The organism is Bacillus sp. AFS073361, assembly GCF_002567005.1.
Lineage (GTDB): Bacteria > Bacillota > Bacilli > Bacillales > Cytobacillaceae > Neobacillus.
In genome coordinates this window covers 23,674-43,197 of the sequence record NZ_NUZU01000225.1, presented here as the reverse complement: position 1 = coordinate 43,197, position 19,524 = coordinate 23,674, and the positions used below count along the sequence as shown (strand labels likewise).

The window sequence follows — 19,524 nt, the reverse complement described above, 5'->3', positions numbered from 1 at the left end:
TAAACCCCTTTCTAGCTGTTATTCCTTAGGTTGTCCTATGTTTCTTTTATAGATAAGCTGTAAACCTTTTAAAGTTAAAAATGGATCAACAATATCAATAATGGTGGACTCTTGAGCAATTAAATTCGCTAAACCGCCTGTTGCAATAACGGTAGGCTTTTTCTCACCTTGTTCCATCATTCGCTTGACAATCCCCTCTACTTGACCCACATACCCATAGACAATTCCTGCTTGCATTGCCGCTACTGTATTCTTACCGATTACCCCTTCAGGTCTGGCAATCTCTATCCTAGGCAGTTTTGACGCACGTGAATACAACGCCTCAGTTGAAATACCCACTCCTGGAGCTATTGCACCACCCATATATTGACGTTCCTCATTCACATAACAATAGGTCGTCGCTGTTCCAAAGTCGACGATAATCAGCGGACTGCCATACTCATGAATGGCAGCTACAGCATTGACGATTCGGTCAGCTCCGACTTCCCTTGGGTTATCATATTTAATATTCAGACCCGTTTTGATTCCAGGTCCCACAACAAACGGCTTAATGTGAAAATACTTTTGGCACATTCTTTCGAGCGCAAACATGATTGGTGGAACGACTGAAGAAATAATGATGCCGTCAATATCTGAAAAAGAGAGTCCTGCATGATCGAACAAAGCTTTAATGTTCATTCCAAACTCATCTTCTGTGCGGTTTCGATTGGTTTCAACACGCCAATGATATCTAAGCTCCTCACCATCGTAAACTCCTAAAACAATGTTAGTATTCCCTACATCAAATACGAAAATCAAATCTATCACTCACTTTTCAGATTATTCTCTTCTTTACTGAAAACATAATACCATAGATTTGATTAATCATGAAAAAAAAGAGTGCTTCTCACGAAGCACTCTTTACACATTTATTATTTATCTAATTCATCAGAAGGATTCTCTGGCTCGAGTTCATCCTTTTTCTTATTAATATTAACCTTCACATCGTCTGTTTTTTTCGGGCCAATTTTCACGGCTTCTAATGCTTGATTAGGCTCTGGCATATGGCCATGGTCAACCAAGTATTTAATCTGTTCAGCCACAAGTGTTTCCACTTCAAGCAATGTTTTCGCAATGAGGTCAAGTTTATCACGATTTTCAGTAAGAATGACTCTGGCTCTTTCATAACATTCTTTAATAATGCGTTGAACTTCCAAGTCGATTTCGTACGCAATCGCATCTGAATAATTTTGCTCATTATGAATGTCACGGCCTAAGAATACTTGACCGCCTGAACCTTGACCAAACTGAAGTGGTCCAAGTTTATCACTCATACCATATTCGGTTACCATCTTACGAGCGATACTAGTTGCACGTTGGAAGTCATTATGCGCCCCTGTACTTACTTCACCAAAGACAATCTCTTCAGCGACACGGCCGCCTAATAAACCAACAATTTTATCGAGTAATTCCGGCTTCGTCATAAAGTAACGGTCTTCTCTAGGAAGCATGACAGCATATCCGCCTGCTTGACCACGAGGTACAATTGTAACCTTGTGGACCATGTCCGCCTCATCGAGCACTAAACCAATCACTGTATGGCCGCCCTCATGGAAAGCAACAATATTACGTTCTTTTTCAGAGATCACTCGGCTCTTTTTAGCTGGTCCAGCAATAACACGGTCTGTTGCTTCATCAATATCTTCCATATCGATTTTCTTCTTACTGCTTCGGGCTGCAACTAATGCTGCCTCATTCAATAAGTTTTCTAAATCTGCACCAGAGAATCCTGGTGTACGCATCGCAATATTTTTCAAGTTAACAGAGTCATCTAATGGCTTATTACGTGCGTGGACTTTAAGGACTGCTTCACGACCAACAACATCCGGACGGTCAACAGTAATTTGCCGGTCAAAACGACCTGGACGTAATAACGCAGGATCTAGAATATCAGCACGGTTGGTAGCAGCAATAATGATAATTCCTTCATTTGCCCCAAATCCGTCCATTTCAACAAGCAATTGGTTCAAAGTTTGTTCACGTTCATCATGTCCGCCGCCTAGGCCTGCGCCACGCTGACGTCCAACGGCATCAATTTCATCAATAAAGATAATACATGGTGCATTTTTCTTTGCATTTTCGAATAAATCACGGACACGGGAAGCCCCGACCCCGACAAACATTTCAACGAAATCAGAACCACTAATCGAGAAGAACGGTACGCCTGCTTCACCCGCAGTAGCACGAGCAAGCAATGTTTTACCAGTACCTGGAGGTCCGACAAGGAGAACCCCTTTTGGAATGCGGGCTCCTAATTCAGCAAATTTTCGTGGATCCTTTAAAAATTCAACCACTTCCACCAATTCTGCCTTTTCTTCATCAGCACCAGCTACATCTCTAAAACGCACTTTTTTCTTATCATCGTTATAAAGCTTCGCTTTGGATTTACCAAAGTTCATAACACGGCTGCCGCCGCCTTGAGCTTGGTTTAATAAGAAGAAGAATAAAATAAAAATAATCACAAACGGAATAATTGATGTAAAGAAAGTCACCCATCCGCTTGTTTCCTTCGCAGGCATTACTTCCACTTTTGAATCAGCTTTATTAATTTTGTTAATTATTTCTTCACTGTTTGGTACATACGTTATGAATTTTTTCTTCGAATCTAACTCACCACGGACCTCATAAACTCCGCGTTCAGGCTGCATTGAGAACGATTTTACATCGCCGCTTTCTAGTTGGGCAACAAACTTATCATATGAAATATGATTTGTCGACTCGTTACTTCCATTAAAGAAACTTACCACACCAATAATGACTAAAAATATCAATAAATAAAAGATGGTATTACGGAAAATCCGATTCATCTCTTACCTCCTCCCGCGATAGACAAACTATAGTAAATGGTATCATAGAAAATCTTACAAATTCAAGAAATTACACTTTGATAGGGCTTACTACCTCCAAGTTAACGGTAAGGATGCTTAGAGATCATTTGTGTATACTTCAGGTTTTAATACGCCAATGTATGGAAGGTTTCGATATTTTTCTATATAATCCAAGCCATAACCGACAACAAATTCATCTGGCACAATAAAACCTACATAATCCGCCTGAATTGCGCTTTTTCTGCCTGTTGGTTTATCAAGCAGTGTGACAATCTTAATGGATTTTGCTTTCCGATATTTAAACAAATCAACCAAATAGCTAAGCGTTAAACCGCTATCGATAATATCTTCGATAATAAGGATGTCTCTTCCTTCTACAGATGTATCTAAATCCTTAATAATTTTTACTTCACCCGAAGAAACAAGTCCGGTTCCGTAGCTCGATACATCCATAAAATCCATTTCTAGATAGCAATCCATCCGTTTTAATAAATCACCCATAAACGGCATCGCACCTTTTAACACCCCAATAGCAAGCGGGAATTTATCTTGGTACTCTTCCGTTAATTGTGCAGCTAGACTCCTGATTTTATCTTGAATCTCTTCCTCTGATACTAATACTTTTTCAATGTCCTGTTTCATCTAAATGTGCCTCCTAGAAGATCCCTACTTTTGATATGTGAATAGTATATATTGTTTAGCTCTGCAATCTATACCATCAAATGAAGACTTTTTTAAACCTGGCAGCCAAATAATATTACCTTCTTTGTCAGTTAGTACTGGCCACATATTTCGTTCCTGCATGGGTACTTTTTGATCAATAAATATGGACTTTAATTTTTTAGAACCATTCAATCCCTTGATCGTCATTCGATCGCCAATTTTTCTAGAACGAATAATAACTGGCCACTTTATCGTGCCGACACTAAACAAAGCCGTGTTTACATCTGCATCCGGAATTTCCTCCGTTACATATCTGCAATTAATTTCCCCGCCATTCGGCAAGTTAATCACACCCGGTTCTCTCAATTCAAAATGATATGATGGTACCTCATTCGATTGAAATTGGAATGTAAGGGAGTAATAGGAACGGATAACTTTTAAACCATTAGGAAAATCAAGCTTACCTGATGGCAGAGGATGCTGAATTAACAAAAATACTTGATCGATATGTACAGCGGATAAAGATGTTGGTTTTTCTTTGTAAAGATAGTTTAATATTAGTTGAATCCCTCTCCTTTGTAAAGGTAAAGGCACTTCACGAAACCGGCGAATGTCAATGGTAATTTTGCACTCTTCCTTTTTTGTCATTACTGTATTCATTTGTTGAACAGTTAATTCCTGAAGGAAGATTTCATCGGTGGTTAATTCTTCACTAAACCGTTGAAAATGTTCATGGACATGCGGGTTTTCCTTTTTTAAAAAGGGAATCACTTCTTTACGAAACCGATTTCTGCTATAAATTCCTTTTTCATTACTTGGATCTATTCTTGGGCTAAGATGATGCCTTTGACAGTAATCCTCTATGTCAGCTCTTTCCAACCCTAAGAACGGACGAAAAATGGTGCCGCTGTAAAATGGGCGGATAAATGGAATGCCTGCACGAGCAAGCCCCGTACTGCCCCTTGTTACTCTCATTAACATTGTTTCCATTTGATCATCGCCGTGATGTGCCAGCGCTAAAAATGGATACTGATACTTTTCCATAATTTCTAAAAAAAACTCATATCTCGCGTCGCGTGCCGCAATTTGCGAACTTTTACCCGTTAATTCGATGATTTTCGGAACATTGACCCGAGTCATTTCAAAAGGCAGGCTATTTTGTTCACAAAATTTTTGAACAAAAATCGCATCCTCATAGGACTCTTGACCACGAAACATATGGTCTACATGAGCAACAACAAGGAGCATATTTTGCTTCTCCTTTTCCGAAAGCAAATAGTGCAGCAGCGCTAACGAATCCGGACCTCCTGAAACACCAATGACAATTTTTTTTGATGTTAAACTAAATGCCTGGTGATGAAGAAAGGTCTTGACCTTTGTTTCCAACATAATATTGCACTCTTCCTTAAAACAATGTTTAGAACTTTAAATAGTAAGAATAACCTTAGTCTACCACTTTTAAGAATAAAGTATCAAAGCATTGATATTACAAATAGCCTAGAAATATTTCCTATTCATTTATGGAAATTTTCATGTATTAAATGTTATACGAATGAATCCATAATAAGTTTCAAACATTTATAGTAATTTATTAAATGTATACCATGCATATAAAAGGCCTAACACAATGGCAATTAACCAGAATTCCATCCAACTGCTTTTTTTCTTTTTTTTGCGGTAGTGCTGCCTAGTCATCGATTTACTTCCCATCGAACCCGGCTGTGGTTGTTGTTTTGATGCTAATTTGCTCGTCCCGCCTGTCTTTTTGGGAACTGGATCGGGATTTTTTTTATCAATCATCAGATCTAATAGGTCTGCTCTCATTTGCTTCGCGCTGCTATATTGGCCTTGAAGTGCTTTTAAAATGACTTTTTCCCAAGCTATTAACTCTGTTTTCTGACGTATCTCTTCCTTTAATTGCGCGATTCCCCCTGTTGTTTTCGTTAATCGTTTGGGATAGGCTGTGTTAATCATAATCATGGCCACTGCAAACAAGTCATACGAAGGTTCGGCCTTCCTTGAACCCAGCCCCCAATAACCGCGATCATAAAATTCAGTAAACTCCTTAATGGCTCTCCCCTGTATGGTTGTACCGCCCACATCGATACATCTTATTTTGGGAGGTGGTCCTGTGACAATTAAATTTTCTGGCTTAAGGTCGCCAAATACCCAGCCATTTTCATGTAGCTTGTCTAAATCATTTAACAGCTGCAAAAATAACACACTCGTCCACGACTTTCCCTTTTGTTGTAAAAAGGATAAGAAGTCTGGGCCGTCAATGTATTCCATGACATAAAATGAAACCCGTCCTTGATTACTTTGCCAATCATCAACATCAAGCAAAGAAGGCCCAAGGGTTGGGGTTCCCTGGACCTTTGCTAAGGATTTTAAAACATTTACTTCTGAAGTAATCGACATCCCATTATCACTCATTTTCAGCGCTACTTGAGTGTTATTATGTTTGGCAAGATAGACCACCCCGTTTGCTCCAAATCCAAGTTCCCTTATAATCGTGTACTTGTTCAAATGCCATTTCCCTGAAATAACCGTTCCTGGGCTTACCTTACATTGACTCTTCAAAGTATGATTCATCATCACGTGAAAGAAGGCTCCTTAAGGATTGTTTTTGATCAAACGAGGATAGCGCTGTCCGTAACGCTGGTCCTGTCGGGGTTATTCCTCCCGTAGACAATTGGGAAAATACACTTGTCAATGTTTGCAGCTTCGGTGTCCAATCCAGCAACATTTCGACATCTTTCTTTTTCCCGGGAAATACATAAACTGAAAATTGATTATCACCTGTACGGGCGTTCAAGCTTAGAGAGAGGTCTAGGAGTGCTTCTTTTACTGTTGGCAGTTTGTGTTTCATACTGGCACTTGTATCGACAAGAATCAACACCTCTAATTCGACAGTTTCTCCTAATTCATCCACAACCTCCATAACTTCGCCTCGTTTTTCAGGCGGGAGATCTTCCATCGTTTGTGACCGTCCCAAAATTTGCTGCAATTCTCTGTTTACCACTCCTTGAATCGTCTGATTCATGGCTTTGCGGGTAACCATTTGTACGGTCTGCGATAATTGCTGGGCATAGACAATCTGACTGACTCCTCCGCCTGACATGGCAATCCCTTCAATTTCGGTCATCCCTTTTTCATCAATGGTATCCTGCTCCATCACTCCAATAACATTAACAGTGATTCCCTGTTCTCTAGCGAGTGCAGCCATGGCAATTGGATCGTCTCCTTGATTGGAACATCCATCGGTAATAAGTAAAATTTGGCGAATCTTCCCTGTATACATAACCTTCTCCCTTCACTACATGTATTGGTACCATTTTCGACGGGAAGAAGGTGATTTATACATATTTAACATAGAAGCTGCATAAAATAACTTGTTCATGCTTGGCGCTTTAATTTTTGAACAGGAATGGACGCCCATTTTGGTGTATTATGGTTTATTTTTGCAACCGTTACTGTCATATCATCATGGATAATCTCAGAGCGCGAGCGAATCACTTCCTCTAGGATTAAATCAGCTACTTCTTGTGGGTCGTTTGTCTCTAATCCTTGTAGTTTCCGTTTCATCCATAAATCATAGTTCTCCACATGCAAGGGTCCTTCAAATACCCCATCACTCATCATGATGAGTAAATCTCCGGCCTTTAATTGCTCACTTACCACGTCCACTTCAAATTCCTGGATCATCCCAATTGGCAAATTGCTGGCTTGGATTTTAATAATCTTATTTCCTCTCTTTATAAAACTCGGTGTGGATCCAATCTTAAGGAACTTCGCTGATGCATTTTGCAGGTCAATCATGGCTAAGTCTAACGTAGAAAAAATTTCATCCGTTGTCCGAAGTGAAAGGATGGAATTAACAGATTTTATCGCCACCTTTTCCTCAATGCCCGATTGCAGGATTTTTTGTAAAAGAAGCAAGGTTTCTTTACTTTCGTAATGTGCTCTTTCTCCATTTCCCATCCCATCGCTGATGGCAATCGCATACTTACCAAATCCTAGTTCAATCGTCGAATAGCTATCGCCTGAAACAAGTCCGCCATCCTTTGCTGCATGAGCTACACCTGTTTCCACCGTATACGCCTTTGACGACCTGAATGTCACATGACAAAAGTCTGTCGGAACGGTTGCACATTCTTCCAGTTTTACAACGATCGTTTCACCAAGAATATCTGATAACATCGGGGCAATTAATTTTTCACATTCACCATGGCCATTGCAAAATGGCAAGGACATTTCAATATCGACATTTCCTTGTTCAAGGCTATAAATTTCCACCTGCTCAATGTGAATACCGAAGGATTGCATCGCCTCCATAATTTGCTCTTCCTGTTTGTGGTGATTTTCTCTTTCCCGCTGAATCTCCTTTGCGAAGTTCTCCATTACTTCTGACACACCTAACAATTGATCAGCAACAAGCTTACGGCTCTCTTGAACCTGTCTTTTTAGTTTTTGGTTCGCTTGGAAGAAGGTTAATTCCTGTCCAATTGATTCATAGACTCTTTTGGAACGTGTGCAAACTTTTTCCCACTCCCTTGCTAGTTTAGAAGAAATATTCCCATCATTTTGATCCATCTCGTGAATAATCTCTTCCATATAAGCATAGGTTGTATTAAAATTACTCGCCCAGCATTGATCCTTCTTAAAGCAAGTTTGGCAGGTTTTTTCGGTCACGTTACTCATAAAGTAATCCATTTCCCGTGCATGTTCGTCTTCCATTGGCTGAACTTCCATCTGCGAAAAGCTTTTGGACAAAGCATGGAAGACATTCGAGAATTGTGACACCCGCTGCGCGGTGACGTCGCGCATCTTCCGCATATATTTTTGCTGTTCAGCAGTGTATTCCGGCGTACCAGGGATATACTTCGCTAATCTTGAGGTTAATACTTGAGGTGTCAGCAGGAATAGGAAAACAGCCGCCGATGTTTCCAAAACGGTCATCAGAATCGAACCATCGCCACCTTCCCCATACATGCCAATGAGGAGCGTGGCAATAAATAAACCAATCGAAACACCTATTTTCTTCCCTTCCTTCATAAGGCCGCCCAGAACACCTGAAAAAGCTAGTAGACTCATATGATAAAAACTTGAAACACTTGCAAGGCTGAAAATCAACCCCGTGACCACCCCAACAGTGGAGCCGACTGTTGCCCCAGCAATAAATGAAAACACTAACACTAAGTATCTCGACAAGATATGTTCCACCGATAAATCATATACCTTCCAGCCGATCGTCCCTGTCATGATAGAGGCGAGCATGATAATCAAACAGACGATTTCTTCTGTCTTTAACAATTGTCTTCGTTTGTTAAAGGTTAACAAGGGAATACTTTGTAAAAAGATAAGCGTCAATATAAAAGCTAGACTTGTTTGTACCCCTACCATCATGAAATCATATAGTGTCAATTGTGTTGAAAGGATAAATGCCTCAGCTAGTTTCCCCAGTCCAAGTACAATGGCGACAAAAAACGGCGCTGCCTTCAACTCATTTCTTAGCCATTTCTTGCTAATACGAAAAACAACGATAAAGCAAAGGGTAATGATAAAGGTACTGGCAGCATTTGATAAGGAAATGGTCACTGCCCCGATAACCAGTCCGATCAAGGCAAGCGGTGCCCGATCTCGCTTAATTAAATAAACAGAAGCAAAAAAGGGAAGGCAAAAAGGGGTCAGCTTCGCCAAAATCAAGGCCCGTCCAAGTAAAAAACCAACCAATAATAGTAAGAACCCTTTTTTTATGAAAAAGGACTCCAGCATTAGTTGAATTTTTTTCAATCCACTCTGCAAAGCCCATTTGGATGGCTGAAGATTAACTTCACTGACCGGTTCTATGAAACTAGCATTTGTCTTTTCCATAAATCACACTCCCTATTCTTTCATTGTTCAGATAATTATAAAATTAATAGACACAGAAGTTTGTCAAATTAGTGAACTAGCAAAAAAAATCGTTCGACTGTTTTCACTATTATCATTCAAATAATATTAATTAGTGTCGAAACAAAATAGGTGTCAGGCACCATGTGAATAAATTCACATGGTGCCTGACACCCATTTTCCGTTTAAAGTACAAAAAAGACAGGTCATTTTCGACCTGTCTTTACCTATAGATATGAAGTGAATCCACTCTTTATCCTATTAAAAGTTTAGCAGCAAGTTACCCCCGCTTAGCTCCTCTTCCTCCACGTTTGGACTCTGTGTTCCTTTTTAAGGAAGATAAACGATCTTCACTATCTTTTAAAAATTTGGCCATTTTGGTTTCAAAATTTTCCGGCTTAAAATTATTACGATCGTTGTTTCTACCCTGACGAGGTCGTTGTGAGTGTGAGTTTGAGTGGGATCTTTGCTGTGACTCAGGGCGATCCTTTGCCTTTTTAATCGACAGCCCAATCTTCCCATCCTTCTCAACATTAATGACTTTTACCTCTACTTGGTCGCCAACCTTCAAATGGTCATTAATATCTTTCACATAATTGTCTGCGACCTCACTGATGTGTACGAGTCCTGTTGAGCCCTCCGGCAGCTCCACAAACGCTCCAAAATTAGTAATCCCGGTTACCTTTCCTTGTAACTTGCTGCCTACTTCAATTGACATAAAAAGAATGTTCCTCCTTAAAAGTTTAAAAAATCAATCTTACTCTATATTATACAAAAAGAAAAAAATCAGTGTCAATATGACTATAAAATGGTTCATTTACCCTTCTTTTCATCTGGAATATTAAAAATGATTTCACCTTTACTGGAGAAAAAGTACTCTTTTCTTGCCAACTTTGCAATATAATCATCATCATTTAATTTAATAATATTTTCATTTAGAATATCTTGCTGCCCTTTTAATTGCCTTAACTCATGATCCAGCTGCTTCTTCTGTGCAATCTTAGCATTGAGCTTTGCCGTTTGGGAAATGTTACTGGAAATCATCAAGTAAGAGAGAATGCTCGCAAATACCAGAAACATTGTCAGCCTTCTTGCTAATAACTTCTTTTTCCTAGCTGAAGCAATTTCTGCATATTCTTGCTGCTTTACAAAGGTTGTCTGAATCTTTGATACACTACTCTTTTGTTCTGCTCCCATTTCCCTCACCGCCTTACTCATTTCGTTTTTTCCATCTATCTATAAACTTAGTAATATAATTCCTGATTCTCTGAAAATTTCCTGCCGTTTTATTATATAACTTCTCGACGGATTTTTTAATACTTTTCGGCAAAAGTTTCCAAAAGAGCAACAGGATTTTTTGCATCGGAACGACAATAATTTTGACTATTAATAATAAAACCTTACCAATAAATTTTACAAGGGTGAAAAGGCCCCTGCCAATCGCAATGATAATGATGATAATAAACTGAACAAGACCAACAATTGGTTTATAGATCAATAGCTGAAAGGTCTTTTTTAAGAAGCGGCTGATCGCAATCACAGATTTTATCACAAATTCGAGCAAGCGAAGATAGATCCCTTTAAATAGACTCTGGTAAGCAGCAAATCCACAAATAAGAGCGAGGAAGATATAAAATCTAAGCTCGCCATTATTGACTAAAAATAGGGTATAGAAAATAATCACTGCTTGGATAATCCAAAAGAGTAAATCATTAAAAAAGACTATCCATTGCTTTCGTTTCGGCCGTTTTAAAAACCGTTGATAAGTATCGAACATGGCACCAAACAAGGTGCCCATTCCAATCATCGAAAGCAGGGTGAAAAATTGAGTCGAGAGGCTCATCGGAATAACTTACTAAAGAATCCTTTAGCTTTCTCCCCGTGCTGTTCATCAAGATAAACTAGATCAAAGATCTTCCCCTTGATCGAAACAAGCCCCTTTTCTACATCTAAGTTTTTCATTTGCAGGTTCTGCCCTTTGATAGCTAAAAACCCCATGGTGGTCTCGAGTAAAAACTCCTCATTATCAAAACTTTCAACTTGTTTAACCCCAGTAATATCAAGCAGCCTTCTGCCCCTCATGATGACATCATGTTCTGGAACGGTGCTCTTTGATGGATTATTCTCATAAAATTGGCTCATTAACATCCCTCACAATCTTTGTACAACCTTTTTGATACATATTTATGTGAGGGATGAAAAAATTAGAACCCGGTTACTAAAAGGGCGATTCGGTGGAACCAATTCTTTCTTCATTGATGATAGTATACATTTCTGCTGCATCTTCCTTGCGTGTGGTATCTTGAATTCGGTCAATTCTCGCTGTTACCTTCCTCTGCCCTAAACGAATGGTTAATTCATCACCGACTTTTACCGTTGAGCTGGCCTTAGCCTCTTTCCCATTAATTTCAATTCGTCCCTGATCCGATACTTCTTTTGCTAAGGTCCTTCTTTTAATTAAACGAGATACTTTTAAAAATTTATCAAGACGCATGTAGTTGTCCTCCTCTTTTATAATCCCTTAACTTTTGCCTCATCCCAATATTGGTCAAGTTGTTCAAGTGTATGTTCCTCAAATGTCCTGCTGCTTTCCTTTACCCTTTCCTCGACAAACTGAAACCGGCGTGTAAACTTCTCATTGGTTTCAAACAAAGCTTCTTCCGGATGAATCTTTAAGAATCTGGCGACATTTACAAACGCAAATAATAAATCACCGAATTCCCCTTTCGCACGTTTCATTCCTTCTTCTGTTCCATCAAGTTCCTGCACAAATTCTTCGAGCTCTTCTTTCACTTTCTCCAAAGCTGGGGTAATTTCCTGCCAATCAAAGCCAACCTTGGCTGCTTTCTTTTGCAGTTCATAGGCTCTTAACAGATTGGGTAATGCCATTGACACCCCCTCAAGTAAAGAGTTGGGTGCTTCTTCACCCTTTTCCTGTCTCTTAATCTCCTGCCAATTTCGAACGACTTCATCCGCATTCTCTGCCTCAACATTTCCGAAGACATGGGGATGGCGTCGAATCATTTTTGCTGATAATCCCTCAATAATGTCATCTATCGAAAAATAACCATCATCCTCACCAATTTGTGCATGGAGCATGACCTGCAGCAGTACATCGCCAAGTTCCTCAATTAAATGATCAATATCTCCACTATTTATTGCATCAATCACTTCAAAGGTTTCTTCAATTAAGTATTTCTTTAAGGATTCATGTGTTTGCTCCCGGTCCCATGGACAGCCTGTCGGACTCCTGAGTTCGGCAATAATTTCCCTGAGTTTTGAAAAATTCTTCAATAGAATTTGTTCTTCTTTAACTGGAGGGATATAAACGGACGTTAAATTGTTGATTGATACATTTCGATCCAACTCATACAAAGGTACTTTCTCGACAATCTCAGCGCTGCTTCCTGCGGCCGTTACAATATACACCAAATAATCATCAGGTAATTTTTCCATTAACGTTAGTTTCACGTTCGAAGCAACAAATTGATCGTAAACTTGGCCAATGATCATATGTTGTTGAATCTGCAGCTGCTCTTTGGACAGTGATGTCCCATCAAGCAATTGGAATCCTTCAATGGGGTCAATTTTTAACGACGTAAATAAGGCGTCAATAAAGCTTTGACCGCCGCCAATCGTAATCTCAATCTCTCGCTTTGGACCATACTCTAAAAGGAGCTGTACGGTCTGCTCCGCCACTAGCGGGTGTCCGGGGACCGCATAAACCACCGCCTCGCGGCCGGCCTTATCCAATAGTGTCTGAGCAATTTCTTCATACACATCCTCAAATTGATCATGTTTTTCATAAATCGCATCAAACGAAAGATAAGTAAATCCTTCTTTCTCTAACTCAGCGACGACAGGGTGCTCCTTCGTCCGTAAAAATACCTCTCCTGCGTTCATTAATTTCTTATACACTCCAACGGGAAGCTGCGCTAAATCCCCTGCACCTAAACCAAGAATCTCAATCTTTTTCACCATCTATTCCTATCCTTTCGTGCCATTAATTTTATTAATTTACTTCCAAATGGAAATAATGATAGTTCTTCTTCAAGAAACACTCTCCCCCTAATCATCACCAATAAGAAGAGGAATCCACCTAATAGAGCGGAACTTAGCGATTGAAAGACGGACTCGATTCGTCCAACATCATCTGTGCCCCATAAATATAAATAAACTTTTAAAAAGACGACCATAGTTGCTGTCGCCATGACCACCGTCCACGAAAAGCGCAGAGAAAATAGCGAAATCCTGGTGATCTTTTTAAATTGAACGAATAACAGAACTGTGACGAGAAATAGTGAAAGCAGTGAAGAAATGGCTGCCCCCATTGTTCCATATAAGGGAACGAACACACCATTTAGTATATATTTCACCGGAAAGGCAAGGGCTGCCGCGATGGCAGGAAAAAGCATGACTCCAAGCCCTTGCATAATGGCAATAATCGTTGATGTAATCGATGTAAATAGAATCATAAAGCCAAGCACACCGATGACCTCAGATCCTGCGTTATTTTCAAACAGCATCGTATTGGTTGGTTCAATAATTGCCCATAGTCCAGCCGATGCCCCGACACCAATGATCACACTTACCTTAAGAGCTACTTGAATTTTGTGTTGCAAAAATTCCGGTTTGGCTGATAAACGCTCTCTTGTAATTAAAGGAACCAGTGTTAATGACATCGAGGTCGCAGCAATGGTACCTAATTGAATAAGCGGCTGCCCCCGATCAAATATCCCTTTAAGGCCCTTGGCCATGTCTTTTTCCACACCACTTGAGACAAGCAGGGAGAAGAGACTTAACGAATCCCCTAATTGGATAAAAATCATCAGCATCCCGCTGATACAAATCGTTAGACCTTGGAAGATCAGTGCCTTCAGGATCTTTTTGGCCTCGCCAGTATAGTTTTGAAACATACCTGGACTGGGTGCTATTACCTTCCATTCTTTACGAATCCACAAAAACATAAACAAGATGATTCCTGAGACCATACTGCCTGTAATTGAGCCAAACATGGCCCCTCCGCCAACAAGATACTGTGAATAGCCCTTTTCCATAAAAAGATATGCTAGAAAGAGGATGGTTACCACCCTGGTTGATTGTTCGCCCACCTGGGATAAGGCGGTAGGAACCATGTTGCCGCTGCCTTGGTAATACCCGCGTAGGATTGATATCAGTGGAAACATCAAAAACACGATTGAGACAACCCGTAAAAGAATCGCTAGATGCGGGTCATTCATCCAAACCGCGATGCTGCCCGCCCCAAAATAAAGAATCAAGAAACAAAGAAAACCAAATAATTGCAAATAAATAAAGGAGAAAAATAACAAGAGACGAGATTTGATATCGTCACCTTTTAGTTTCTGCTCCGCATACAGCTTAGAAATAACCACCGGAAAGCCCGTCGTCGACAGGACGATGGCCATTCCATAAAACGGGTACACCTGTTGGTATATGTAAAAACCGATATCACCGACAATATTTTGAAAAGGAATTCGGTAAAAGGCACTTAAAATTTTTGTAACTAGTGCCGCCAGCATTAAAATAAAAGCCCCCCTAAACAGAGCCCTAGACTGATTCACATTTACAGACTTCATTCATTCACCTGCCAAAAAATACAAACTCGAAGGTTATTATAGCACACGCACAGCCGTTTTTAAGCTAAATAAAAAAGACAGCTGTCGCTGCCTTTTTTATGATTCCATTTGTCGAGCGAGGAACCCAGCTGCGGTTTCAACCGCCTTTTGTTCAACCTCGCCAAGAGTTCCTTCTTTAGAAAAAATAATGACTGCTCCGATTGGGTCACCATTTGCAATAATAGGTCCAATCGTATAGGAAGTTACTGCTTCCTCATTTCCATCCACTAAGGCAATATCGCCCTTTTGCGTATTCAAGATTGAATTTCGCTCTTCCATGGACTTTTCAATGACATCACTAATATTTTTATTTAAGTATTCCTTCTTAGAACCGCCGGCCATTGCGATAACAGAGTCTCTATCACAAATTAATACAGGGTTTCCAAGGCTATCAAAAAGCGCTTCAGCATATTCTTTGGCAAAATCACCCAATTCACTAATAGGTGAATATTTTTTCAAGATGACTTCTCCGTCTCGATCCACAAAGATCTCTAACGGATCCCCTTCGCGTATACGCAAAGTTCTGCGTATTTCTTTGGGAATGACAACACGACCCAAATCATCGATTCGACGAACTATTCCAGTTGCTTTCATCCAATGTTGCCTCACTTTCATCTGATGATTATTCAACTTGGTAATGATCCTTGAGAGGTAAGAAATAGACTAGCTTTTCCAAATTAGATAATTCGGTCGCTTCCGCCTTTCTTGCCAATCATCACCAACTTTGAACTTAGTATCTTTCATCTGGAAAGTTATATACATAAACGTAATTTTTTTTCAAATATCTTAGAATTATCCCAAATTGGATAATGCTTCATTTCTTTGGAATGATTCGATCAAACGGATTAACTTGGTTAGAGTAACTCTGTGTTAGCCAATTCCTCTTAATTCACGGGATTTTCATGAACCTTTTTGGCCTTGGATACACCCTTAACCATTTCAAAGGTAATATTCAACCATTCTGAAACAGAATAATCCTTGATTTTAATAACAATTTTCAGTCGAGGACCTTCCATTCCTGGAGAAACATTTCGCCCAAACTGACTGCCAATTTGGAAAATCTTACTTCCATCAATGGTGTTGGTCACCTCTTCATTTATTAAAATGGTTACTTCTTGTTTCGACTGTTTAATTTGGTCCACGCCATTTAATAGAGCATAAACTTTCATTTCAGCAATCTGAAATAAAGAGGCAACCTCTTCCGGATACTCCCCAAAACGGTCGAGCATTTCTGATTCAAGTTCCTCAATATCATCGAGGGACTCAGCACCCCTGAACCGTTTATACATCTCTATCTTTTGATGCCCATCCTTAATATATGTATCAGGAATATAAGCATCAATTTCAAGGTCAATTTCGACTGATTTCTTTACAGCTGTTCCAGGTACGCCGATGCTTACCTTTCGCTCTTCAATCGCCTCTTTTAACATCTGGGAATAAAGGTCAAAACCAACAGAGTCAATAAATCCATGCTGTTGGGCACCTAATAAATTACCCGCTCCCCTGATCGATAAATCACGCATGGCAATTTTAAAACCAGAACCTAACTCGGTAAATTCCTTAATAGCTTGAAGACGCTTTTCTGCGACCTCCGTTAAAACTTTATCTTTTCGATAAGTGAAATAGGCATAGGCGACACGATTTGAACGACCGACGCGGCCGCGGAGCTGATAAAGCTGAGACAGACCCATTCGATCCGCATCATAAACGATTAAGGTATTTACATTCGGTATGTCCACACCGGTTTCAATGATGGTGGTACTAACAAGAACATCATATTCACCCGCTAAAAAGCCGATCATCACCGTTTCTAATTCATTTTCTGTCATCTGACCATGAGCACATACCACGCGTGCATCCGGCACAAGCATTGATATTTCTTCCGCTTTTCGCTCAATATCTTCCACCCTGTTATATAAATAATAAACTTGTCCGTCTCGGGCTAGTTCCCTTTCGATCGCTTCCCGCACCAATGCACCATTATATTCCATTACATACGTTTGGACAGGGAATCGGTTTTCAGGCGGCGTCTCGATGACCGATAAATCTCTGACACCAAGCATAGACATATGCAGCGTTCGAGGGATTGGCGTTGCCGTCAAGGTTAAGACATCAACATTTGTTTTTAGTTTCTTGATCTTTTCCTTATGAGTCACTCCAAAACGCTGCTCTTCATCAATAATCAACAGGCCTAAATCCCGGTAAACAATATCTTTGGATAGCAGGCGGTGTGTTCCAACGACAATATCAATCGTCCCTGCCTTTAATCCTTTAATTGTTTCTGTTTGTTGTTTCTTCGAACGGAAGCGGTTTAACAGGCCAATATTAATGGGATAATCCTGAAACCTTTCCCGTAATGTTTCATGATGCTGCTGGGCCAAGATGGTAGTTGGAACCAGAAAAGCTACCTGCTTGCCGTCAGCGATGGCCTTGAATGCGGCACGAATGGCTACCTCTGTTTTTCCATAGCCAACATCTCCGCAAAGAAGACGATCCATCGGACGCGGCCTTTCCATGTCTTTTTTAATCTCATGAATAGAGCGCAATTGATCATCAGTTTCTTGGTAAGCAAAAGACGTTTCAAAATCTTTCTGCAAATCTCCATCAGGTGAATAGGCATAGCCAACCGCCGCTTCCCGCTCTGCATATAATTTAATTAGATCATCAGCAATATCTTGAACAGAAGATTGAACCTTCTTCTTGACCTTTTTCCAATCCGTTCCGCCCAACTTATAGATCTTTGGCTCTTTGCCTTCCGAACCAACATACTTCATGACCAGGTCAATCTGTTCGACAGGGACATATAGTTTGTCTGTCCCTTGATAACGGATATGGAGATAATCCTTATGAATTCCGTTAATGACAAGCGTTTCAATCCCTAGATATTTACCGATTCCATGATTGACGTGAACTACAAGATCACCGATTTTTAGCTCAGAGTAACTTTTAATTCTTTCAGCATTTGATAGTTTTTGGCGATTAGTAGATTTTTTGACACGTTTATTAAATAGTTCTTCCTCAGTAATCACCGCTATTTTCTGAATGGACAGTTCAAAACCTGTTTGCAGATTCCCATGCATAATTTGAACTTTACCAGGCATCAGCTGTTGTCCGCTTTTGATTACACTCGCACTGATCTCATAATCCTCGAGGACACGCTCTAGCTTTTTAACCCGTTCTTCATCAGGTCCTAAAAATAAAATAGAATAATTGCTTTTTTTCCAACGGTCCACCTCTGCTTTTAACAAATGCATCTGACCGTGGAAGTTTTGCATTTGCTTGCAGGATATATTAATAATATTTTGCGGGCTGGTATTTGCCACATGCCGCAAAAATAAGGACATATAAACGATTGGCCATTCCTTTTTATGCAAAAGTACAGTTAGGTCATGGGAAATATGTAAATCATGGATAATCTGACCAGTGCCAAGTAAACTTGTATACCATTCTGCCTCTTCTTTTACTAATGAATCATTCATTTCTTGAACTCGGCTTATTTCATCAACAAATACAAGTCCATTTCTTGGCAGGTAGTCTAGTAGACTACTAGCACGATCGTACGCTAGTGATAGGTATTTAAATACTTGGTCAGGCTTCTGTCCATTTTTTAATTGCTCTAATTCAAAACTGATATTCTGTGACAGTTGCATTTTGGCCTTATCATCCTTCAGCTTTCGAAGGCTATTCCCTAACCCTGCTTCAAGCTTCTCAACAATTTGGCTATAATTCTCTGCTTCCAGTACTACCTCTGTTGCAGGTCCAATCTGAATCTCTGAAACCTTTTCCTTCGAACGTTGGTCTTCTAAAGAGAAGGAACGAATCGAGTCGATTTCTGTATCGAATAATTCAATTCGGAGCGGATTGGCCTCCGTTAGCGGATAAATATCAATAATCCCGCCTCTTACACTAAATTCCCCTGGTGTTGTTACCATTTCTGCTCGAACATACCCCATTTTGATAAATGTGTTTAAGGTTTGGTCAATATTTATATCTTCTCCTAATTTTAATGAGAGCTGGTATTTCTCCCAGATTGACTTAGGTGGGACAATTTTCTTTAACCCTGCAACGGGGACAATTAATATTCCCTTTTTATGTTTACTCCAGTAATTCAAGGCTTCTATTCTTTGTGCCTTTAATTCAGGACTGGCAATACTCATTTCGGCAGCAATTAACTCATTCGCAGGAAAAAGAAAAACTTCCTTTTCGCTTAATAGATTGACAATATCATCATAAAGTTTTTGTGCTTGTAGTAGATTATGTGTGACGAGCATGATCGGCCTTTGCATTTGTTCGTAAATAGATGCGGCTAACACGGTTCTAGACGATCCTGATAACCCAGCAATCAGCTGTTCCTTTAGGCCCTCTTCCACTCCGGCAATCACGGAATGGACATCTTCCTGCTTGAGGAATAACGATGTTAAAGCATTCAAGATTTCTCCTCCCTCCTTCTTCCATCAAAAATCATA

Annotated in this window: 16 protein-coding genes; all 16 read right to left on the bottom strand. The window is 39.9% G+C overall.

Annotation, left to right across the window (positions count from 1 at the left end; translation table 11 throughout):
• Nucleotides 1–18 precede the first annotated feature (18 nt).
• The gene (locus COJ96_RS27360; RefSeq protein ID WP_098576780.1) at nucleotides 19–798 is read right to left on the bottom strand and encodes a type III pantothenate kinase; all 780 of its coding nucleotides are present in this window, start codon (nucleotides 796–798) and stop codon (nucleotides 19–21) included.
• 113 nt (nucleotides 799–911) lie between these two features.
• Entirely contained in the window at nucleotides 912–2,846 is a 1,935-nt protein-coding gene (gene ftsH / locus COJ96_RS27355; RefSeq protein WP_098576779.1) for an ATP-dependent zinc metalloprotease FtsH, read from the bottom strand.
• A gap of 117 nt (nucleotides 2,847–2,963) precedes the next feature.
• Entirely contained in the window at nucleotides 2,964–3,509 is a 546-nt protein-coding gene (gene hpt, locus COJ96_RS27350; RefSeq protein ID WP_098576778.1) for a hypoxanthine phosphoribosyltransferase, read from the bottom strand.
• Nucleotides 3,510–3,533: 24 nt separating this feature from the next.
• The gene (gene tilS / locus COJ96_RS27345; RefSeq protein WP_098576777.1) at nucleotides 3,534–4,919 is read right to left on the bottom strand and encodes a tRNA lysidine(34) synthetase TilS; all 1,386 of its coding nucleotides are present in this window, start codon (nucleotides 4,917–4,919) and stop codon (nucleotides 3,534–3,536) included.
• A gap of 189 nt (nucleotides 4,920–5,108) precedes the next feature.
• A complete protein-coding gene (locus COJ96_RS27340) occupies nucleotides 5,109–6,125 on the bottom strand; it encodes a serine/threonine protein kinase (RefSeq protein WP_098576776.1) in 1,017 nt (338 codons plus the stop codon).
• Complete coding sequence (locus COJ96_RS27335) at nucleotides 6,094–6,831, bottom strand: VWA domain-containing protein (RefSeq protein WP_098576775.1); 738 nt, start codon at nucleotides 6,829–6,831, stop codon at nucleotides 6,094–6,096. The genes COJ96_RS27340 and COJ96_RS27335 overlap by 32 nt, the downstream gene beginning before the upstream one ends.
• A gap of 95 nt (nucleotides 6,832–6,926) precedes the next feature.
• The gene (spoIIE, locus tag COJ96_RS27330; protein WP_098576774.1) at nucleotides 6,927–9,404 is read right to left on the bottom strand and encodes a stage II sporulation protein E; all 2,478 of its coding nucleotides are present in this window, start codon (nucleotides 9,402–9,404) and stop codon (nucleotides 6,927–6,929) included.
• 298 nt (nucleotides 9,405–9,702) lie between these two features.
• Nucleotides 9,703–10,140, bottom strand: a complete 438-nt coding sequence (locus COJ96_RS27325; RefSeq protein WP_098576773.1) for a S1 domain-containing RNA-binding protein — start codon at nucleotides 10,138–10,140, stop codon at nucleotides 9,703–9,705.
• A 95-nt stretch (nucleotides 10,141–10,235) separates the two neighbouring features.
• Complete coding sequence (locus COJ96_RS27320; RefSeq protein ID WP_098576793.1) at nucleotides 10,236–10,619, bottom strand: FtsB family cell division protein; 384 nt, start codon at nucleotides 10,617–10,619, stop codon at nucleotides 10,236–10,238.
• Between the two features lie 13 nt (nucleotides 10,620–10,632).
• A complete protein-coding gene (gene yabQ, locus COJ96_RS27315) occupies nucleotides 10,633–11,265 on the bottom strand; it encodes a spore cortex biosynthesis protein YabQ (RefSeq protein WP_098576772.1) in 633 nt (210 codons plus the stop codon).
• Nucleotides 11,262–11,564 carry a sporulation protein YabP gene (gene yabP / locus COJ96_RS27310; protein WP_098576771.1) on the bottom strand — a complete coding sequence of 101 codons (303 nt, stop codon included), beginning with the start codon at nucleotides 11,562–11,564 and terminating at the stop codon, nucleotides 11,262–11,264. Before yabP ends, yabQ begins: the two co-directional genes overlap by 4 nt.
• Nucleotides 11,565–11,640: 76 nt before the next feature.
• Nucleotides 11,641–11,916, bottom strand: coding sequence for an RNA-binding S4 domain-containing protein (locus COJ96_RS27305; protein WP_098576770.1), 276 nt, complete (start codon nucleotides 11,914–11,916; stop codon nucleotides 11,641–11,643).
• Nucleotides 11,917–11,933: 17 nt separating this feature from the next.
• Nucleotides 11,934–13,403, bottom strand: a complete 1,470-nt coding sequence (gene yabN, locus COJ96_RS27300) for a bifunctional methyltransferase/pyrophosphohydrolase YabN (protein ID WP_098576769.1) — start codon at nucleotides 13,401–13,403, stop codon at nucleotides 11,934–11,936.
• Nucleotides 13,397–15,019: a putative polysaccharide biosynthesis protein gene (locus tag COJ96_RS27295; RefSeq protein ID WP_098576768.1), complete on the bottom strand. Its 1,623-nt coding sequence runs from the start codon at nucleotides 15,017–15,019 to the stop codon at nucleotides 13,397–13,399. Before COJ96_RS27295 ends, yabN begins: the two co-directional genes overlap by 7 nt.
• Nucleotides 15,020–15,115: 96 nt before the next feature.
• Complete coding sequence (spoVT, locus tag COJ96_RS27290) at nucleotides 15,116–15,652, bottom strand: stage V sporulation protein T (protein ID WP_098576767.1); 537 nt, start codon at nucleotides 15,650–15,652, stop codon at nucleotides 15,116–15,118.
• A 290-nt stretch (nucleotides 15,653–15,942) separates the two neighbouring features.
• Nucleotides 15,943–19,488, bottom strand: coding sequence for a transcription-repair coupling factor (gene mfd / locus COJ96_RS27285; protein ID WP_098576766.1), 3,546 nt, complete (start codon nucleotides 19,486–19,488; stop codon nucleotides 15,943–15,945).
• Nucleotides 19,489–19,524 lie beyond the last annotated feature (36 nt).